The sequence below is a fragment of the Janthinobacterium sp. GW821-FHT03C08 genome (assembly GCF_059420905.1).
Genome location: NZ_JBWKUP010000009.1, coordinates 264488 through 280964, shown reverse-complemented (window position 1 = coordinate 280964; position 16477 = coordinate 264488). Strand labels below are relative to the sequence as shown.

General features: G+C 64.6%; 19 protein-coding genes. 10 read left to right on the top strand and 9 right to left on the bottom strand.

Features of this window, described 5'->3' with window-relative positions:
* Positions 1 to 103: 103 nt before the first annotated feature.
* The 7 genes from AC07VL_RS15310 (at position 104) to AC07VL_RS15280 (ending at position 5142) form a co-directional block, all read left to right on the top strand.
* The gene (locus AC07VL_RS15310; RefSeq protein WP_494806618.1) at positions 104 to 1315 is read left to right on the top strand and encodes a penicillin-binding protein activator; all 1212 of its coding nucleotides are present in this window, start codon (positions 104 to 106) and stop codon (positions 1313 to 1315) included.
* An 8-nt stretch (positions 1316 to 1323) separates the two neighbouring features.
* The gene (locus AC07VL_RS15305; protein WP_494806617.1) at positions 1324 to 1683 is read left to right on the top strand and encodes a YraN family protein; all 360 of its coding nucleotides are present in this window, start codon (positions 1324 to 1326) and stop codon (positions 1681 to 1683) included.
* Between the two features lie 57 nt (positions 1684 to 1740).
* Entirely contained in the window at positions 1741 to 2337 is a 597-nt protein-coding gene (locus tag AC07VL_RS15300; RefSeq protein ID WP_034752465.1) for a phosphoheptose isomerase, read from the top strand.
* Positions 2330 to 3016: a BON domain-containing protein gene (locus AC07VL_RS15295; RefSeq protein WP_131375001.1), complete on the top strand. Its 687-nt coding sequence runs from the start codon at positions 2330 to 2332 to the stop codon at positions 3014 to 3016. Before AC07VL_RS15300 ends, AC07VL_RS15295 begins: the two co-directional genes overlap by 8 nt.
* Before the next feature lie 105 nt (positions 3017 to 3121).
* The gene (locus AC07VL_RS15290; protein ID WP_290604809.1) at positions 3122 to 3643 is read left to right on the top strand and encodes a peroxiredoxin family protein; all 522 of its coding nucleotides are present in this window, start codon (positions 3122 to 3124) and stop codon (positions 3641 to 3643) included.
* 216 nt (positions 3644 to 3859) lie between these two features.
* Entirely contained in the window at positions 3860 to 4450 is a 591-nt protein-coding gene (locus AC07VL_RS15285) for a sigma-70 family RNA polymerase sigma factor (protein ID WP_494806616.1), read from the top strand.
* The gene (locus AC07VL_RS15280; RefSeq protein ID WP_494806615.1) at positions 4447 to 5142 is read left to right on the top strand and encodes an anti-sigma factor; all 696 of its coding nucleotides are present in this window, start codon (positions 4447 to 4449) and stop codon (positions 5140 to 5142) included. The genes AC07VL_RS15285 and AC07VL_RS15280 overlap by 4 nt, the downstream gene beginning before the upstream one ends.
* Before the next feature lie 46 nt (positions 5143 to 5188).
* Here AC07VL_RS15280 and AC07VL_RS15275 read toward each other — a convergent pair whose 3' ends face one another.
* Positions 5189 to 5611 (bottom strand): PaaI family thioesterase, encoded by a 423-nt coding sequence (locus AC07VL_RS15275; RefSeq protein WP_494806614.1) that lies wholly within the window; start codon positions 5609 to 5611, stop codon positions 5189 to 5191.
* A 102-nt stretch (positions 5612 to 5713) separates the two neighbouring features.
* Positions 5714 to 6871, bottom strand: a complete 1158-nt coding sequence (locus tag AC07VL_RS15270) for a PepSY-associated TM helix domain-containing protein (RefSeq protein ID WP_494806613.1) — start codon at positions 6869 to 6871, stop codon at positions 5714 to 5716.
* 154 nt (positions 6872 to 7025) lie between these two features.
* On the opposite strand from AC07VL_RS15270, the gene AC07VL_RS15265 reads away from it, so the two are divergent.
* Both AC07VL_RS15265 and AC07VL_RS15260 read left to right on the top strand, forming a co-directional pair.
* Positions 7026 to 7382 (top strand): hypothetical protein, encoded by a 357-nt coding sequence (locus AC07VL_RS15265; RefSeq protein WP_494806612.1) that lies wholly within the window; start codon positions 7026 to 7028, stop codon positions 7380 to 7382.
* 99 nt (positions 7383 to 7481) lie between these two features.
* Positions 7482 to 9653, top strand: a complete 2172-nt coding sequence (locus AC07VL_RS15260; protein WP_494806611.1) for a TonB-dependent receptor — start codon at positions 7482 to 7484, stop codon at positions 9651 to 9653.
* A gap of 180 nt (positions 9654 to 9833) precedes the next feature.
* Here the strand turns inward: AC07VL_RS15260 and ung are convergent, their stop codons facing one another.
* The 6 genes from ung to pdxR form a co-directional block, all read right to left on the bottom strand.
* Positions 9834 to 10502 carry a uracil-DNA glycosylase gene (gene ung / locus AC07VL_RS15255; RefSeq protein WP_494806610.1) on the bottom strand — a complete coding sequence of 223 codons (669 nt, stop codon included), beginning with the start codon at positions 10500 to 10502 and terminating at the stop codon, positions 9834 to 9836.
* Positions 10503 to 10592: 90 nt separating this feature from the next.
* Positions 10593 to 10898: a Txe/YoeB family addiction module toxin gene (locus AC07VL_RS15250; RefSeq protein ID WP_494806609.1), complete on the bottom strand. Its 306-nt coding sequence runs from the start codon at positions 10896 to 10898 to the stop codon at positions 10593 to 10595.
* On the bottom strand, positions 10879 to 11148 hold the full coding sequence (locus AC07VL_RS15245) for a type II toxin-antitoxin system Phd/YefM family antitoxin (RefSeq protein WP_141171183.1): 270 nt from the start codon (positions 11146 to 11148) through the stop codon (positions 10879 to 10881). Before AC07VL_RS15245 ends, AC07VL_RS15250 begins: the two co-directional genes overlap by 20 nt.
* Positions 11149 to 11270: 122 nt before the next feature.
* Positions 11271 to 12287 (bottom strand): lipoyl synthase, encoded by a 1017-nt coding sequence (gene lipA, locus AC07VL_RS15240; protein WP_290604826.1) that lies wholly within the window; start codon positions 12285 to 12287, stop codon positions 11271 to 11273.
* A 39-nt stretch (positions 12288 to 12326) separates the two neighbouring features.
* Positions 12327 to 13031, bottom strand: coding sequence for a lipoyl(octanoyl) transferase LipB (lipB, locus tag AC07VL_RS15235; RefSeq protein ID WP_290604828.1), 705 nt, complete (start codon positions 13029 to 13031; stop codon positions 12327 to 12329).
* Positions 13032 to 13106: 75 nt separating this feature from the next.
* Positions 13107 to 14603: a MocR-like pyridoxine biosynthesis transcription factor PdxR gene (gene pdxR / locus AC07VL_RS15230; RefSeq protein ID WP_494806608.1), complete on the bottom strand. Its 1497-nt coding sequence runs from the start codon at positions 14601 to 14603 to the stop codon at positions 13107 to 13109.
* Between the two features lie 130 nt (positions 14604 to 14733).
* On the opposite strand from pdxR, the gene AC07VL_RS15225 reads away from it, so the two are divergent.
* On the top strand, positions 14734 to 15936 hold the full coding sequence (locus tag AC07VL_RS15225) for a multidrug effflux MFS transporter (protein WP_494806647.1): 1203 nt from the start codon (positions 14734 to 14736) through the stop codon (positions 15934 to 15936).
* Here the strand turns inward: AC07VL_RS15225 and AC07VL_RS15220 are convergent.
* The gene (locus AC07VL_RS15220; RefSeq protein ID WP_152258927.1) at positions 15929 to 16225 is read right to left on the bottom strand and encodes a DUF493 family protein; all 297 of its coding nucleotides are present in this window, start codon (positions 16223 to 16225) and stop codon (positions 15929 to 15931) included. The two genes, AC07VL_RS15225 and AC07VL_RS15220, sit on opposite strands and share 8 nt — an antisense overlap.
* Between the last annotated feature and the right edge of the window lie 252 nt (positions 16226 to 16477).

Sequence of the window (16477 nt, the reverse complement as noted above, 5' to 3'; positions counted from 1 at the left end):
GCTGAGCGCTTGCAGCACGCCTTGCGACGCGCCCGGGCAATTGTGCGCGCCTATTGAATCTAACACAAGGCCGCTACCACCTCCGAAGCCACTGCCGCCCCCTGTGCCGCCGAAACCGCCCGCACCGGAACCCGTCACCTTTGCCGTGGCCGTGCCCGATATTACCGCGTATGACGAAAATGGCGCGCCTCTGGCGCCCGTCAAGGGCAAGCCGGCCACCGGCACGGCGCAGGATATGCCGGCCGCCACGGCACCGGCACCCGCCGATGGCAATGTCCACCACATCGGCCTGCTGCTGCCGCTGCGCTCGACGACCCTGGGTCCCGCCGCCGAACTGCTGCGCGCCGGCTTCATGGCCGCGTACGAACGCGACCGCAGCGGTTTTGAAGTGACGGTGATCGACACGGGCGACGGCAGCAGCGACGTGCTGAACAAGTTTGCGCAAGCGCAAGAGGAACAGGACATCATCGTGGGACCTTTGTCACGCTCGGCCGTCACGGCCGTGGCGAACAGCGACCTGGTGCGTAAACCAACGATCGCCCTGAACCACCCGGACAACCGCGGCGAAGCGCGCCTGCCGGAAAAAATGCTCGTCATGGGCCTGTCGATCGAGGCGGAGGCGCGCCAGGTCGCCGCCTGGGCCGCCAGCGAACAGCCGGGCGCCAGCGCCCTGATCCTGTCGGCGGGCGCACCGTCGCAGCGCCGCACCAGCGCCGCCTTCAAGCAGGAATGGCTGCGCCAGGGCGGCAAGGTCGAGACGATGGACTTGACGGCCACGAATGGCTACCTGAGCGATGCCGAGCTGGTGCAGCTGCGCGCGCGCCTGGCCGCCACCCCGCCCGGCCTGCTGTTTGCCGCGCTCGACGCCGACCAGGCGCGCCAGCTGCGCGTGGCCATCGGCAGCGATCTGCCCCTGTACGGCACCTCGTCCCTGAATCCCGGCGCCGGACGCGGCGCCAGCGGCCCCGAACTGGACGGCGCGCGCCTGCTGGACTTGCCATGGCAGGTGCAGCGCGACCATCCGCAGGTGATGGTGTATCCGCAACCACCGCAGCCGGGCGACGCCCGCCTGACGGCCGACATGGAACGTCTGTACGCGCTGGGCATCGATGCCTTCCGCGTGGCGCGCGAAGTGGCGCTGCGGCCGAACGCGCCCTTCACCCTCGATGGCGTGACGGGCCGCCTGGCCGTGCGCTTCGAGGATGGCCAAAGCATCTTCGAGCGCACGGAACAGGCCGCTACCTACCAGCAGGGCGCGCTGGGCACCTGGCCGCCGGCCGCGCCCACGCCCGCCGTCTTGCCGCAGGTGCAATAAGGACCGCCATGCCTTCCCCGCCTGCGCAGACGAAACAGCAACGGGGACGGCAGGGGGAGGACGATGCGCTCGCGTATCTGCTGCGGCAAGGCTTGGTGCTGCTGGCGCGCAATTATCTGTGCAAGGGCGGCGAGCTGGACCTGATCATGCGCGACGGTGCCAGCATCGTTTTCGTGGAAGTGCGGCTGCGCTCAGGCACGGCCTACGGCGGCGCCCTGGCCAGCATCACGCCGGCCAAGCAGCGGCGCATGGTGCTGGCCGCGCAAACCTGGCTGCTGGGCCAGAAGCGCCTGCCGGCCTGCCGCTTCGATGCCCTGTGCATCGACGGCGGCCACATCAGCTGGCTGAAAAACATTCTGGATATGTAAGCATTTTTAACAGTGCTTGTTCGCCATGCCGCGCGCCTGCACTATAATCGGCAGACTATGAATAATCAACGCATCCTCTCGCACTTCCACGAAAGTGCCGAACTCAAGATCCAGGCCGCTACCGTACTGGCGCAACCCATTGCGCAGGCGATCGACCTGATGTTTTATGCATTGTCCAACGGCAACAAGATCCTCGCCTGCGGCAACGGCGGTTCCGCCGCCGACTGCCAGCATTTCGCGGCCGAGCTGGTCGGACGTTTCGAACGCGAGCGCTTTCCGCTGCCGGCCCTGGCGCTGACGACGGATACGTCCATCCTGACGGCCGTGGCGAACGACTACAGCTACCGCGAGATCTTCTCGAAGCAGGTGCAGGCCTTCGGCCAGGCGGGCGACATCCTGCTGGCCATTTCCACGTCGGGCAATTCGGCCAACGTGATGGCCGCCGTGGAAGCGGCGCTGGAGCGCGAAATGCGCGTCGTGGCGCTGACGGGCAAGGATGGCGGCGCCATCGGCAAGATGCTGACGGACGCCGACGTGCACATCTGCGTGCCGGCCGAGCGCACGGCGCGCATCCAGGAAGTGCACCTGACCACCATACATTGCATCTGCGACGGCATCGACGTCGCCCTATTCGGAGGAGACGTGAATGACTAAATTCGGTACTGGCCCAGGCTGGAAACGCGTACAACGCCCGCTGGCCACCGCACTGCTGTGCGGTGCCATGCTCACCTCGCTCACCGGCTGCATCGAACTGATGGTCGGCGGCGCGGTGATGGGCGGCGTCGCCGCGGCAGACCGCCGCACCCTGGGCGCCCAGACCGAAGACAAGTCGATCGCCCTGAAAGGCGAATCACGCATCCCCTCCATCGTGGGCGACATCGGCCACGTGAACGTCACCAGCTTCAACCGCCGCGTCCTGCTGACGGGCGAAGTGCGCGATGAGGCGATGAAAAATGCCGTCGAGCGCGAAGTGCGCAATATCGAAGGCGTGGAATCGGTGGCGAATGAACTGATCATCGCCGGCCCCGCGAGCTACACCTCGCGCTCGAACGACGCGCTGATCACGGCCAAGGTCAAGGCCAGCCTGGTGGACATGAAAACCATCTCGGCCGCCTCGTTCAAGGTGGTCACGGAAAACGGCACCGTCTTCCTGATGGGCAGGGTCACCCAGCGCGAAGGCACGGTCGCCTCCGACGTGGCGCGCGGCGTGAGCGGCGTGCAGAAAGTGGTCAAGCTGTTCGACTACATCTCGGAAGCGGAACTCAAGCAGCTGCAGCCGGACCCGCCGCAACAGCGCACGACGAGCACCGTCAGCGACACGGTGCAGCAGTAAGCGCCTCCGCCGTTTGACCTACAGCAAGGTTGCCACGATACGGCTACAATAGCCTCATCGTGGCAGTATCGCCGCGCTTTTCAAGTGAATTAATTCAACTTCGCCATGTCAACTTCGCCATCCGCCAGCAAGTCCTGGGTCAAGCCCGCCCTCATCGCCGTCTTCGTGGCGGGCGTGGCAGCGGCCGGCTACCTGTCGCTGAATGACAAGCAGAGCGCGCCGGACGTGACCTTCCACGGCATCCATGGCGAAAAGATCAGCTCGGCGAGCCTGCGCGGCAAGGTGGTGATGGTCAATTTCTGGGCCACCTCGTGCACCACCTGCGTGGCGGAAATGCCGGAAATGGTCGATACCTACAACAAGTACAAGGGACAGGGCCTGGAATTCGTCGCCGTGGCCATGAAGTATGACCCGGCCAACTACGTGTTGAACTTTGCCGAAACGCGCCAGCTGCCGTTCAAGGTGGCGCTCGACGTGACGGGCGAGGCGGCCAAGGCCTACGGCGACGTGGCCCTCACGCCCACCACCTTCGTGCTCGACAAGCAGGGCAAGATCCTCAAGCGCTACGTGGGCAAGCCGGAATTTGCCGAACTGCACAAATTGCTGGAAACGGCCATCGCCGGCTAAACGTCTCACGTAATACTGCGCGTCGCGATTTGCAGCCTGCGATGCTCACTGTGCTCAAGCACAGTTCCGCTTCTCTGCCGCAACTCACTTTCGCTCGCTACGCTTCTGTGAGGCGTTGAAGGCGGGGAGAACACGGCACAAAACCCTGTTGCCAAGTGTTGCCAAACCGTTATAACCTTCCCTTGCGTGATCCCACTCACCTTGTGAAGGCCAGCCGTGTCCCTAGCCGCCCAACCGCCCGACCCGCAACAACTCAAGACCTGGCTGCTTGCCGCCGCCAACAAGGACGCCACGGCGTTCCGCCAGCTATATAACTGCACTTCATCGAAACTGTTTGGCTTCGCGCTGCGTATATTGCATAAGCAAGAGCTCGCTGAAGAAGCCTTGCAAGAGGGTTTCGTCGCCATCTGGAACAACGCCGCCGCTTACCAGAGCCATCTGGCAGCGCCGATGACCTGGATGGCCACCATCGTGCGCAACAAGGCATTCGATGTGCTGCGGCGCAGCGACGATACCGTGGAAATCGATGCCGACCAGTTTGATAGCGAAGTCATGAATGCACTCCGAGACCCCCAGGCCACGCCGATCGAATCGCTGCAGCTAAGCGGCGATGCCAAGGCGCTGGCGTTTTGCATGTCGGCCCTGGAAGGGCTGCACCGGCAGGTGGTCGCCCTGGCGTTTTATCACGACCTGTCGCACAGTGAAGTGGCGCAGCAGATGTCGCTGCCGATCGGCACCGTGAAGACCTGGATACGTCGCAGCCTGGAACGGCTGCGCACGTGCCTGGCGAAACGGGAGGCATCATGAATATCCGCGGCAATGACGTGCTGCGCCAGAAACTGGCGTCCGAATACGTGCTGGGCACCCTGAAAGGGGGCGCGCGGCGGCGTTTCGAAGGCTGGCTGCACAACGACGCCGATTTGCGCAATATCACGGCCGAATGGCGCCAGCGCCTGGAACCGATGGCCGAATTCGCCACGCCCGTGGCGCCGCCCAAGCGCGTGTGGCAGCAGATCGAGCAGCGCCTGCACCTGAAGCCGCAGGGCGGCTGGGCCTGGTGGCGCGATGCGCTGTCGTTCTGGCGTGGCCTGGGCATGGCCTCGAGCGCCATCGCCGCCCTGCTGGTGATCGTCGTGGCCACGCGCGTGCTCGACGCGCCGCAGATCAGCTATGTGGCCAGCCTGACGGACGAGAAAGCGCAAACGGCATTGCTGTTGACGGCCGACAGCCGCCACGGCGCCCTCGAGGTGCGCATGGTGGGCAACGCGCCCGTGCCTGCCGATCGCGACCTGGAACTGTGGGCCGTGCCGAAGAGCGGCAACCCCCGTTCCCTGGGCTTGCTGGCCGGCAAGGGCAGCGTGAAACTGGCACTGTCGCAACGCGCCATCGGCAGCGACGTGGCCCTGCTGGCCGTTACCCTGGAGCCGAAAGGCGGTTCGCCGAATCCGGACGGACCGACGGGACCAATCTTGTATAAAGGTAACTGGGTCAGGCTATAAGGAAATGTCGGGTTACGCAGCGCTGCTGCTAACCCGACCTACCGGCTTATTTCGGATACAGAATCATCTGCGTGCAGCGGAACAGGGCGATCGTCTTGCCCGTTTCCTTGCTTTTTACCACGGCATCCCACACTTGCGTGTTGCGGCCCTTGTGTTCGACCTTGGCCGTGCAGGTGATGGTGCCGTCGCGGGCCGTGCCCAGGTGGTTCGATTTCAGCTCGATGGTGGTGAAGTTCACCGCGCCCTCGGGCAGGTTGGCGATGCAGCCGTAGCCGGAAGCCGTGTCGGCCAGGGTCACGACGCTGCCCGCGTGCAGATAGCCGTTCGGCGCCAGCAGGTGCGGCAGCACGGGCATTTCCGCCGTCAGCTGGCCATCGCCCACTTGCGTGATGACGATGCCCAGGTGGCCGGGCAGGCGGCCCGTGCCGCGTTCATTCAACATTGCTACGGTGATCTCGGGATGGCTCATGGTCTCTGCTTTTCCTTGTTGTCGTGGTGATGCCGGACAGCGGAAAGGCTGCCGGAAACTACTATGATGATAGCAATTTTTCCGGCAACGGTTTGAGCGCAGCTATTTTTTGCCGCGCCGCCGTTTCCACCACACCAGGGTCCCCGTCAGCAGGAACAGCAAGGGCATCAGGCCAAACAGCGTAATGAAGGCGCGCCCGGCCGCGCCGAAGGCCTGACCCGAGTGCAGGGGAAATTGCCAGCCCAGGAAGCGCTCGCCATACGGCGCCGTCAGCGGGTCGCGGATGCGCAGGGCCTGGCCGCTGCGCGCGTCCAGGGTGATGCGCGTCGCGCCGTCGCCCTCGGCGATTTCGCCGGGCTGGCGCACGCGCACGTCGTATGGCTGGTCCTTTTTGGCCGGCAGCACGATGCGCGACACGCGCGCCTGCGGATACAGCTGCTGCGCGGCGGCCATGGCCTGGCCCGCATCGAGCACGGCACCATCCTGCTGCACATTCTTGAGTTTTGCCGTGTCCGGCACCGTCGACACGAGCTCCACCAGGGGCACGATCAGCTGCGGCAAATTGAAATAGATGCCGGAAAAGGCGAGCACGGCCAGCACGGGCGCGGCCAGGAAGCCCGCCGCCTTGTGAAACGTGTAATTAAAACGGGGCCAGGAACCGCCATGCGACACGGTCAGGGCGCGCTTGATCGCCGCCCACTGCAGGCGCGGCCACCACAGGTAGATGCCGCTCAGGGCCATCAGCAGCAGGGCCACGCCGGAAATCCCCGTGATGGTCTTGCCCGCGTCGCCGGACAATAAATAGCGGTGCAAATGAAACATGCCCGACATCAGCAATGGGCGCGTGAGGCCGAAGCGCCCCCAGTCGCGCTCGCCTTTGACTTGCAAAGTGTAGGGGTCGACCATCACCTGGCGCACGATGGCCTGGCTGAAGGCAGAAGGTTTGCCGGCCTGGCGGTACGAAGCCACGTACACGTCGCGCGCATCGGCGGGCGGATTGAGCTGGCTCGGCTTGCCGTAGGCGGGGTCGGCCGCGAGCTGGTCCACCACCGCCTGCAGCGTGCGCGGCGTCACCTGGAACACCTGGCCCGGCGCGGGCATGCTGGCCTGCAACAAGTTGGGATTCAGATAAGCGTCGAGTTCCGGCATCCAGGCGATGGCGGAACCCGTCAAGCCCAGCAGGACAAACAGGGCGCCGAACCACAGCCCCACGTACAGGTGCAGCTTGGCTAACAACCATTGGATCGGGCGCTTGGACATGAAGGGAGGCTCTGGGAATTTTGGGCTGCGGAACGATAGCATGAAAGAGAGGGAGTGAAAATCATTATCAACTGGCCTCCTGCCCGGCCTGCATAGCGCAAATCAATTGCAACAAGCGCTGACAACGGGGCGATTTTCTTGCTACTATGCGCCCATGTCTTCCCGCCAGCCCACCCGCAAGCCTTACGGCAAGCCTGCCCACCACCCGGTGTCCGCCCTCCCGCGCACGCCGTGGCAGTTGTGCGTGGCACTGTTCAGTGCGCTGGCCCTCGTGTTCCTGCTGTCGACGGCCGCCTCGCACCTGCACAAGACGACCCTCGACGCGGAAGAGTGCGCGCTATGCGCCACCGTCATCGACAAGGTGGCCGACATCGCCGTGCCGCCGGCCATCGCCGAGCCACCGGCCCAGTTACTGCCGTACCGCCTGCTGGCCCTCGCGCCCGCTACCCTGGCACCCGTCGCCATCCTCGTCCTGCCGCCCGTGCGCGGCCCGCCTGCCGCCTCGCTGTAGTTCCCACGCCGTTTTTCCTTTTTCAGGCTGCACTGCCGCGCGCCGCGTTCTCCGCATGCGCGCCGGGCCGCCTGGCGTTGACTATTCTTGAGGTTTATCATGCAACACACTCCCCGTCTGAGCGCGCTGTCGCTCGCCCTTGCCAGCCTGTTTACCGTGTCCGCCCATGCCGCCGACCCTGCCGATGCCAGCCCCGCTGCCGCCGGCACCGACGCCGCGCCGCAGGAAATGCAAAGGGTGGAAGTCACCTCCGCCCACCTGAAAAGCGCGCGCATCGAGCTATCGCCGAAAGTCGGCACCACCATCTACAGCATCGACAGCCACATGGTCGACATGCTGGGCCAGGGCGACAACACGCCATTCAATGAAGTGCTGCTGCGCCTGCCGGGCGTGTCGCAGGATTCGAAGGGTTCCGGCGCCCTGCACGTGCGCGACGACCATGCCAACGTTCAATACCGCATCAATGGCGTGCAGTTGCCGGAGAGCATCAGCGGCTTCGGCCAGTCCATCGACACGCGATTGATCGACAAGACGGATTTCATGACGGGCGCCTTGCCAGCCCAGTTCGGCCTGCGCACGGCCGGCATCGTCGACATCGAAACGAAAGAGGGCGGCATGACACCGGGCGGCCGCATCGGCATCCTCGTCGGCAGCCACGACCATGTGGAACCGAGTGCCGAATTTTTCGGCAGCGTGGGCAAGTTCAATTACTACCTGTCCGGCAGCTACCTGGGCAATGCGCTGGGCGTGGAAAACCCGCAGGACACGCGCAGCGCCCTGCACGACAAGACGCGCCAGAACAAATCGTTCGGCAGCCTGTCGTATTTCCTCGATGACAACACGCGCCTGGGCGCCATGTTCGGCACGTATAACGGCCGCTTCCAGATCCCGAACAACCCGGACCAGGCGCCCGCCTTCTCGCTGGCCGGCCACAGCGATGCGCAGGCGGGCACGTCCAGCCTGCCTTCGTCGCAGCTCGATGAAAACCAGCGCGAAGTGAACCGCTTCCTCGTGCTGTCGCTGCAGAAGAGCCTGGGCGACGTCAATTACCAGGTGTCCGCCTTCCACCAGTACTCGGAACTGCATTTCACGCCCGATCCCATCGGCGACCTGATCTACAACGGCGTCGCTTCTGACTCGCGCCGCGCGAACAGCGCGTCCGGCTTTCAATTCGACATCAGCTACAAGCTGCACCAGGACCACACGGTGCGCGCCGGCCTGGCCTACACGCGCCAGAAGACGACGAGCGACAACACGGTGGCCGTCTTCCCAAGTATTGACGGGGCGCAAAGCGCCACCACACCGGTCAGCATCTTGGACAACAGCGGCAAGACGGGCACCCTGGCCAGTGTTTACCTGCAGGATGAATGGCACATCAGCAAGCCATTGACCCTGAACTATGGCGCCCGTTTCGACAAGGTGTCCGCCTATACGAACGAGCAGCAATGGAGCCCGCGCGTCAATCTGGCTTACCAGGTCGCACCGGGCACGGCCCTGCACGCGGGCTATTCGCGCTACTTCACGCCGCCGCCGCAGGAACTGGCCGCGCAAGCCAGCATCGACCTGTACGCGAACACGACGAATGCGCCGGAAATCGGCCAGTCCGACAACGTCAAGTCCGAGCGCACGCACTACTATGACGTGGGCATCAGCCACCAGGTCACGCCGAAGCTGACCGTGACGGCGGATGCATATTATAAAAAAATTAATAACTTGCTGGACGAAGGCCAGTTCGGCCAGGCGCTGATCCTGACCCCGTTCAACTATGCGGACGGCTACGCCAAGGGCCTGGAACTGTCGGCCATCTACAGCGAGAAAAACTGGGGCCTGTTCCTCAACGCCAGCACGCAAAAGGCGCAGGGGCGCAACATCAATTCGGGCCAGGCCCTGTTTGGCGCCGATGAGTTGAACTACATCAGCAAGAACTATGTCTACCTCGATCATGACCAGAAATACACGCTGTCCGGTGGCGGCCACTACCATTTTGGCGATTCGCAAGTGAGCACTGACTTCCTCTATGGCAGCGGCTTGCGCATGACTCCGGAGGGCGGCGCACCGAATTCCGGCCATCTGCCCGGCTATTTCACCGTCAACGCGGCGCTCACGCACACGTGGAAGAACACGCCCGTGGGCAAGGTGGAAGGACGGCTGGCCCTGATCAACCTGTTCGACAAATCCTACCTGCTGCGCGACGGTTCCGGCGTGGGCGTGGGCGCGCCGCAGTACGGCGCCCGCCGCAGCTTCTACGCCGGCCTGTCCACCAGTTTTTAACACCTGACAGTAGCTACTGCGCGGCGTGGGGCGCGGCCTCCGATGCTCACTGTGCCAAAGCACAGCTGCGCTTCTCGGCCACGCCGCACATCCGCTCGCTACAGTTCTGTCCAGGTGTTGTAAGTCGCGCGAAGACAGCGGCAGGGAGCAACGCCTGCCGCTGTCGGTTGCCGTCATGTATCAGGTATCGCCCCAGGCGATGGGCGCCTGGCCGTGCGCCTGCAGGTAGGCATTCGCCTGGCTGAACGGCTTGCTGCCAAAGAAACCTTTGCTGGCAGACAAGGGAGAAGGGTGGGGCGCCGCCAGCACCAGGTGCTTGCCCGGGTCGATCAGGGTGCGCTTGGCTTGCGCGTAGCCGCCCCACAGGATGAACACCAGATGCTCGCGCTCGGCCGACAGGTGGCGGATCGCGCTGTCCGTCAGCTTTTCCCAGCCCTTGGCCGCGTGCGAACCGGCCGCCCCGGCGCGCACCGTCAGCACGCTGTTGAGCAGGAACACCCCTTGTCGTGCCCAGTCGGACAAATCCGTGCGTGCGCGCTCGATGCCCACATCCGTGGCGAGCTCCTTGAAGATGTTCTGCAGGCTGGGCTGCGGCGGCGCGCCTTCGGGAATCGAAAAGCACAGCCCCATGGCGGCGCCCGGCGTGTGATACGGGTCTTGCCCCAGGATCACGACTTTGACTTGCCCGAACGGCGTCAGGTCGAAGGCGCGGAAAATGTACTTTCCGGGAGGACAGCACGGCCCCGCCGCGTACTCTTCCTTCACGAAGGCGGCCAGGCGTTCCCAGTAGGGCTGGGCAAACTCGCCCTCCAGCCGCGCTTTCCACGATGCGTCGATGCGTACGTCCATGGCTCCCCCGTCAAGCATGTTTTTAAAACATCATTGATCAGTATAGCCGCGTCACGTCCGGTACCGCGTTACGGTACGGCTGGGCAATGCCTATTTGTCGTCATAGTGATAACGGCAGGCCGCCACATAGATACAGCCCGCGTCGGGCAAATACACGAGCCGGTGCTGGCGGTCGATGCGGCGCGACCAGAAACCCGTCAGATCGCCCTTCAGCGGTTCCGGCTTGCCCGTGCCCTTGAACGGGTCGGCCAGGCATGCATCGAGCAAGTCGTTGATTTTTTGCAGGATTTTCAGATCGCTCTCTTGCCAGAACAAATAATCTTCCCAGGCATGATCGGTCCAGGCCAGCACGGCGGCGCGCGCCTGCCGCTTGTTGTCAGTCTTCCGGTTTTTCATGCCGCGCCAATGCGCGTGGCTGCGCCTTGCCCGCCCTGATCTGCGCCACGGACGCCATCAGGCGGCTGGCATTCTTTGCCGTGCCCAGCAAATACAGGGTTTCCTCGATGCTGTTGTAGTCCGACAAGGACAGCATCACCACGTGTTCGCCATTCACGCGCGTGATCACGGTGGGCGTGTGGTCGTTGCAGACGTCATCCATCACGCTTTTCAGGCCCGCGCGCGCCTCGCTGAAAGTCAGGATATTCATGCCGTGCCACCGCTCCCTTGAAAGTACATGCCAGTAATTGTACAGGATGTTGTACATCGCCTCAATCAGGCAAAAAAAACCGCCCGGCTGAAGCGGACGGTTTTTGATGTGGCGCAAGGTGCCTAGAAATTCAGCGCCGATTCCACGCCGGCGCTGTGCGCCTGTTCATCCGCGTGGTACGAGCTGCGCACCATGGCGCCCACGGCGGCGTGGGTGAAGCCCATTTTGTACGCTTCCTCTTCGAACATTTTGAAGACGTCCGGGTGCACGTAGCGGCGCACGGGCAGGTGGCTGTTCGACGGCGCCAGGTACTGGCCGATGGTCAGCATGTCGATGTCGTGCTCGCGCATGTCGCGCATCACTTGCAGGATTTCCTCGTCCGTCTCGCCCAGGCCCACCATGATGCCGGACTTGGTCTTCACGTCCGGGTACATGGCCTTGAAGTCTTTCAGCAGTTTCAAGGAATGCATGTAGTCGGAACCGGGACGGGCTTCCTTGTACAGGCGCGGCGCCGTTTCCAGGTTGTGATTCATGACGTCAGGCAAGCCATCCTTGAACAGGTTCAACGCTTTTTCCAGGCGGCCGCGGAAGTCGGGCACCAGCACTTCGATGCGGGTGTTCGGCGACAGGGCGCGCGTTTGCTGGATGCACTCGACGAAATGGCCGGCGCCGCCGTCGCGCAAGTCATCGCGGTCGACGGAGGTGATGACAACGTAGTTCAGGCGCAGCTTGGCGATGGTTTTCGACAGGTTGGACGGCTCGTCCTTGTCCAGCGGGTCGGGACGGCCATGGCCCACGTCGCAGAACGGGCAGCGGCGCGTGCACTTGTCGCCCATGATCATGAAGGTGGCCGTGCCCTTGCCGAAGCATTCGCCGATGTTCGGGCAGCTGGCTTCCTCGCACACGGTGACGAGCTTGTTTTCGCGCAGGATATCCTTGATTTCATAGAAACGCGTGGATGCCGAGGCGGCCTTGACGCGGATCCAGTCCGGCTTTTTCAGGCGCTCGATCTGTTCGATCGGGACGATCTTGATCGGGATGCGCGACGTCTTGCTGGCGCCTTTTTGCTTTTCGCTCGGGTTGTACGCGGGAGCGGCGGTCGCGGCGGGGGCGGTGCTGGAAATGGTCTCAGAAGTCATGGCTGCAAGCCCTTGACGGGCGTAGTTTGGTTTGTTTGCTCAGGCATCCGCTGCCTGAGGCGCGCCTGCGGCGCTGTTTACCTCGGTTACATCGAGTAATACGGTCAATTCATGGGCCAGGGCCCGCTGCACTTCGGCCAGCGGCGCCGATACGCCCATGCTGCGCATGTCCACCGTCTTCAGGCCGGAATAACCGCAGGGATTAATCCAGGAAAACGGCGCCAGGTCCATCGCCACGTTGAGCGATACGCCATGGTAGGTGCAGCCATTGCCGCGCACTTTCAGTCCCAGCGCGGCGATCTTCGCACCCTTGTCTGGCCCGCCGGCGATATAGATGCCGGGCGCGCCATCGATGCGCTCGCCTGCGAGATTATACGCCGCCAGCACGTTGATGATGGCTTGCTCGATTTTATGCACGAACTGGCGCGCATACAGCTTGCCGCCCGGCTTATTGCGGCGCAAGTCCATCAGCAGGTAAATCACCACCTGGCCGGGGCCGTGGAAGGTGACTTCGCCGCCGCGGTCCGTCTGCACCACGGGGATCGCGTCGGCGCCCGCCAGCAGATGGCCGCGGTCGGCCGCCAGGCCCAGGGTAAACACGGGCGGATGCTCGACGATCCACAATTCGTCGCGCGTGTCCGTCGTGCGCGCGTCGGTAAACGCCCGCATGGCGGCAAAGGTCGGCTCGTAATCGACGCGGCCCAGCTCGCGGATCAGCGCCGCTTCGGTTCGGGTGGTGGTCATGACAGATTCTGTAATCAGCTGCCGGCGCCCTGCGGACGCTGCGGCGAAGCCGTGATTATAAGCCAGGCCGCCAATTCATTCAGCCGGGAGTGCCGGGTCGTTGCCGGGAGGCAGCAGCAAGCTGCCCAATTTTTGTGCAGCGTGGCGCACCTGGGCCAGGCTCAGGGCCGTATAGCCCAGCAGCACGGCCGGCGCCAACTTTGCGCCATGGCAAAAGTCGCCCAGCGGCTGCAGCGCCAGCCCGACCTGCGCCGCGCGCGCGCAAAACGCCCGCTCGTCGCTGTCCGGCGGCAGCCACAGCACGCAATGGAAGCCCGCCTGCTGGCCGGAAATCGTGTAACGCCCGGGCGCCGTCTGTTCCAGGCAGGCCAGCAGCAGGTCGCGCCGCTCCTTGTAGGCCAGGCGCGCCTGGCGCAAATGGCGCACGAAGGCGCCTTCCTCCATCCAGGCGGCCAGCGCCAGCTGCTCCGTGACGCCCACGGAACGCCCCGTCAATTGCAGGGTGCGCAGCAGCTGCGGGCGCAAGGCGGGCGGCAAGACCATGAAGCCCACGCGCAGGCCCGCGAACAGGGTCTTGTTGAAGCTGCCGCAGTAAATCACGCGCTGGTACTGGTCCAGCGCCTTCAGGGCCGCCAGCGGCGCGCTCTGGTAATTGAATTCGCTGTCGTAATCGTCTTCCACCACCCAGGCGCCGTGGTCATTCGCCCATTCCAGCAGGGCCAGGCGGCGCGTGACGGACATGGTCACGCCCAGCGGCGACTGATGCGCCGGCGTCACGTAGGCCAGGCTGGCGTCGGGGTGCAGGCGCAGGACGGCGCTGTCGATGCCCTCGGCGTCGACGGGGATGTCCACGGGCACGCCGCCGGCCAGGGTGAACAGGGCGCGCGCGGCCGGGTAGCCGGGGTCTTCCAGGCACACCTTGTCGCCATCGCGCACGATGCTGCGCGCCAGCAAGTCGAGCGCATGGCGGATGCCGGTGGTGACGACGATGTCCTGCGGGTCGCAGCGGATGCCGCGGTACTTGCCCAGGTAATCGGCGATCTGCTGGCGCAGCGGGGGCTGGCCGGCCGGGTCGGCGCTGCACAGCTGCTCCGGCGTGGCGGCGGCCAGCGCCCGCGCGGCGCATTTCGACCAGGCAGCCAGGGAAAACAGGCTGGCGTCGGCGCGGCGGGCCACGAACGGCAAGCCATCGCGCACGCCCGTGTCGGGGACCAGGGAAGAGGCGGGCGCCGGCATGGCGGACAGGGCGGCAGGGCCATCCTCGCCAAAACCGGCCATAAGGAAGCGTTCCGGCACGACGGCGCACACGCGCGTGCCGGAGCCGGGCACGCGCGTCACGTACGCTTCCGCATGCAGGCGGTCGAAGACGGTTTCGATGGTGCCGCGCGACAACTCCCACCGTTCCGCCAGGGTGCGGCTGGACGGCAAGCGGCTGCCCGCCGGCAGCACCTTCGTCAGGATGGCCGAGCGCAGCGCCTCATAGGCGCCGTCCTGCTTGCTGACGCCGGCCTTGTCGAGCCAGCTGGTCGGGCGGGGCAAGTCCAGCGCTAGCGGTGATTTTCCTCGCGGCATGATGAAGTTCGTCCAAGTGGTCCAATGAAATTTCTGATGACTGGCACTTCGCATTACACCACAACCATTTTACTCTCACCGTTCTGGTGCGCCAATCGGGCGCCCCCTTGCCGTTGGCGTGAAAAACATGATTAAAAATACATCCCTCCCCCTGTGGGCCTGGGGCGGCATCGTGCTGCTGCTGGTCTGCCTGTCGCGCATCAGCATCGACATCTATCTGCCTTCGCTGCCCGCCATGGCCGATGCCCTGCGGGCCAGCGACGCGCAATTGCAGCTGACCCTGAGCCTGTTCATGGCCGGCTCGGCCGCCTCGATGCTGGCCTGCGGTCCCCTGGCCGACCGCTGGGGGCGCCGCCCCGTGCTGCTGGCCGGCACGGGCATTTTTGTGCTCGCCAGCATCGCCTGCACGGTGGCCACGGACGTGCACGTGCTGATCGCCGCGCGCCTGCTGCAGGCCTTCGGCGGCTGCAGCGGCACCATCATCGGCCGGGTCATGGTGCGCGACCGCTTCGATCCTGCCACGCAGGCGCGCATGCTGGGGCGCATCTCGATGATGATGGGCCTGTCGCCCATCCTCGCGCCGATGGCCGGCAGCGTGCTCGATGCGGCCTTCGGCTGGCGCGCCGTGTTCGGGGTGCTGTGCCTGCTCGGCACGCTGTCGCTGTGGCTGATCGCCGCCTACGTGCCGGAAACCCGGCCCGCCAGCACCGTGCCGCAAAGTAACACCCTGGCGCTGTACCGCCGCCTGCTGGGCGATGCCTATTTTTTGCGCTATGCGCTGGCTATCGGCTGCGTGTACTGCACGTATTTCCCCTTCATCGCGGAATCGTCCGTGCTGTTGCAAAGGGGCATGCATCTGTCGCCGGGCGCGTATGCGCTGGTGTTCGCACTGACGGTCAGCGGCTATATCGGGGGGTCGAGCCTGTTCCGCGCGCTGGGACCGCGCCTGGGCGCCGACCGCATGCTGGGCGTGGCGGTGGGCCTGAACGTGGCGGGGGCGGCCAGCCTGTTGCTGGCAGGCAGCTTGGCGCCGCAGCACGTGGCGTCGCTGGTGGCGCCCATGCTGCTGGTGATGGTGTCGGTGGGCATGGCCATTCCAGCCTGCCAGCTGGCCGTGCTGCAGCCGTATGGCGCCCAGGCGGGCAGCGCCTCGGGCCTGTTCTTCTTCGTGCAGATGGCGATTACTGCCGCCTGCGGCGCGCTGCTTGCCGCCATCACGGACGGCACGGAAAGACCCTTGCTGTGGGTGACGGCGGCGGCCAGCGCCGCCTTTGCCGCCGTCTGGCTGCTCACGAGGAAGCGGGCCAGCGCGGCGGCGGCCATGCTTACATGACGATCTTCACCATCGGATGGCCCGACAGCGCCGTGTACAGGGCGTCGAGCTGTTCGCGGCTGATGGCGCGCACGGTGACGGTCAGGCCCGTGTAGTTACCCTTGCCCGATGGACGCTCTTCCATGCGGCCCGCGTGGAAGGTGGGATCGTGGCTGATGACCAGTTCCAGCATGGTCGGGGCGAAATCGACATGCGTCGGACCCATGATCTTGATGGGAAAGTCGCTCGGATATTCGATCAGCGATTCGCTGGGAGGAATGATGTGTTCGCTGGGAGGGGTGGTTTGCATGGGGAATCCAATCAGTGCCGGTCAGGACAGGCGGCGCAGCATACATCGCGCGGCGGCTGCATAAAAGCGTATTGTAGCCAACTTTGCGGGCGCATGCGCCCCGTGCCATGGCGCCGGCGGCGGGGCAAAAAAAAAGCCAGCTTTGCAAGCTGGCGAAAACTATTTCGTTTGCACAAAATAGCCGGAAAAATCGGTGCTGTCGCGCCGCAAGGGATTGCGCTCTTCCGCACTGCCTACTGTAGACAGAACGGC

Bases quoted from the DNA above. Each gene is read 5' to 3' on its own strand.
- AC07VL_RS15300 (WP_034752465.1), top strand. From the start codon at position 1,741: ATGAATAATCAACGCATCCTCTCGCACTTCCACGAAAGTGCCGAACTC.
- AC07VL_RS15275 (WP_494806614.1), bottom strand. From the start codon at position 5,611: ATGAGCCATCCCGAGATCACCGTAGCAATGTTGAATGAACGCGGCACG.
- AC07VL_RS15220 (WP_152258927.1), bottom strand. From the start codon at position 16,225: ATGCAAACCACCCCTCCCAGCGAACACATCATTCCTCCCAGCGAATCG.
- ung (WP_494806610.1), bottom strand. From the start codon at position 10,502: ATGGACGTACGCATCGACGCATCGTGGAAAGCGCGGCTGGAGGGCGAG.
- lipB (WP_290604828.1), bottom strand. From the start codon at position 13,031: ATGACCACCACCCGAACCGAAGCGGCGCTGATCCGCGAGCTGGGCCGC.
- pdxR (WP_494806608.1), bottom strand. From the start codon at position 14,603: ATGCCGCGAGGAAAATCACCGCTAGCGCTGGACTTGCCCCGCCCGACC.
- AC07VL_RS15260 (WP_494806611.1), top strand. From the start codon at position 7,482: ATGCAACACACTCCCCGTCTGAGCGCGCTGTCGCTCGCCCTTGCCAGC.
- AC07VL_RS15280 (WP_494806615.1), top strand. From the start codon at position 4,447: ATGAATATCCGCGGCAATGACGTGCTGCGCCAGAAACTGGCGTCCGAA.
- AC07VL_RS15295 (WP_131375001.1), top strand. From the start codon at position 2,330: ATGACTAAATTCGGTACTGGCCCAGGCTGGAAACGCGTACAACGCCCG.
- AC07VL_RS15265 (WP_494806612.1), top strand. From the start codon at position 7,026: ATGTCTTCCCGCCAGCCCACCCGCAAGCCTTACGGCAAGCCTGCCCAC.
- AC07VL_RS15290 (WP_290604809.1), top strand. From the start codon at position 3,122: ATGTCAACTTCGCCATCCGCCAGCAAGTCCTGGGTCAAGCCCGCCCTC.
- AC07VL_RS15245 (WP_141171183.1), bottom strand. From the start codon at position 11,148: ATGAATATCCTGACTTTCAGCGAGGCGCGCGCGGGCCTGAAAAGCGTG.
- AC07VL_RS15250 (WP_494806609.1), bottom strand. From the start codon at position 10,898: ATGAAAAACCGGAAGACTGACAACAAGCGGCAGGCGCGCGCCGCCGTG.
- AC07VL_RS15270 (WP_494806613.1), bottom strand. From the start codon at position 6,871: ATGTCCAAGCGCCCGATCCAATGGTTGTTAGCCAAGCTGCACCTGTAC.
- AC07VL_RS15305 (WP_494806617.1), top strand. From the start codon at position 1,324: ATGCCTTCCCCGCCTGCGCAGACGAAACAGCAACGGGGACGGCAGGGG.
- lipA (WP_290604826.1), bottom strand. From the start codon at position 12,287: ATGACTTCTGAGACCATTTCCAGCACCGCCCCCGCCGCGACCGCCGCT.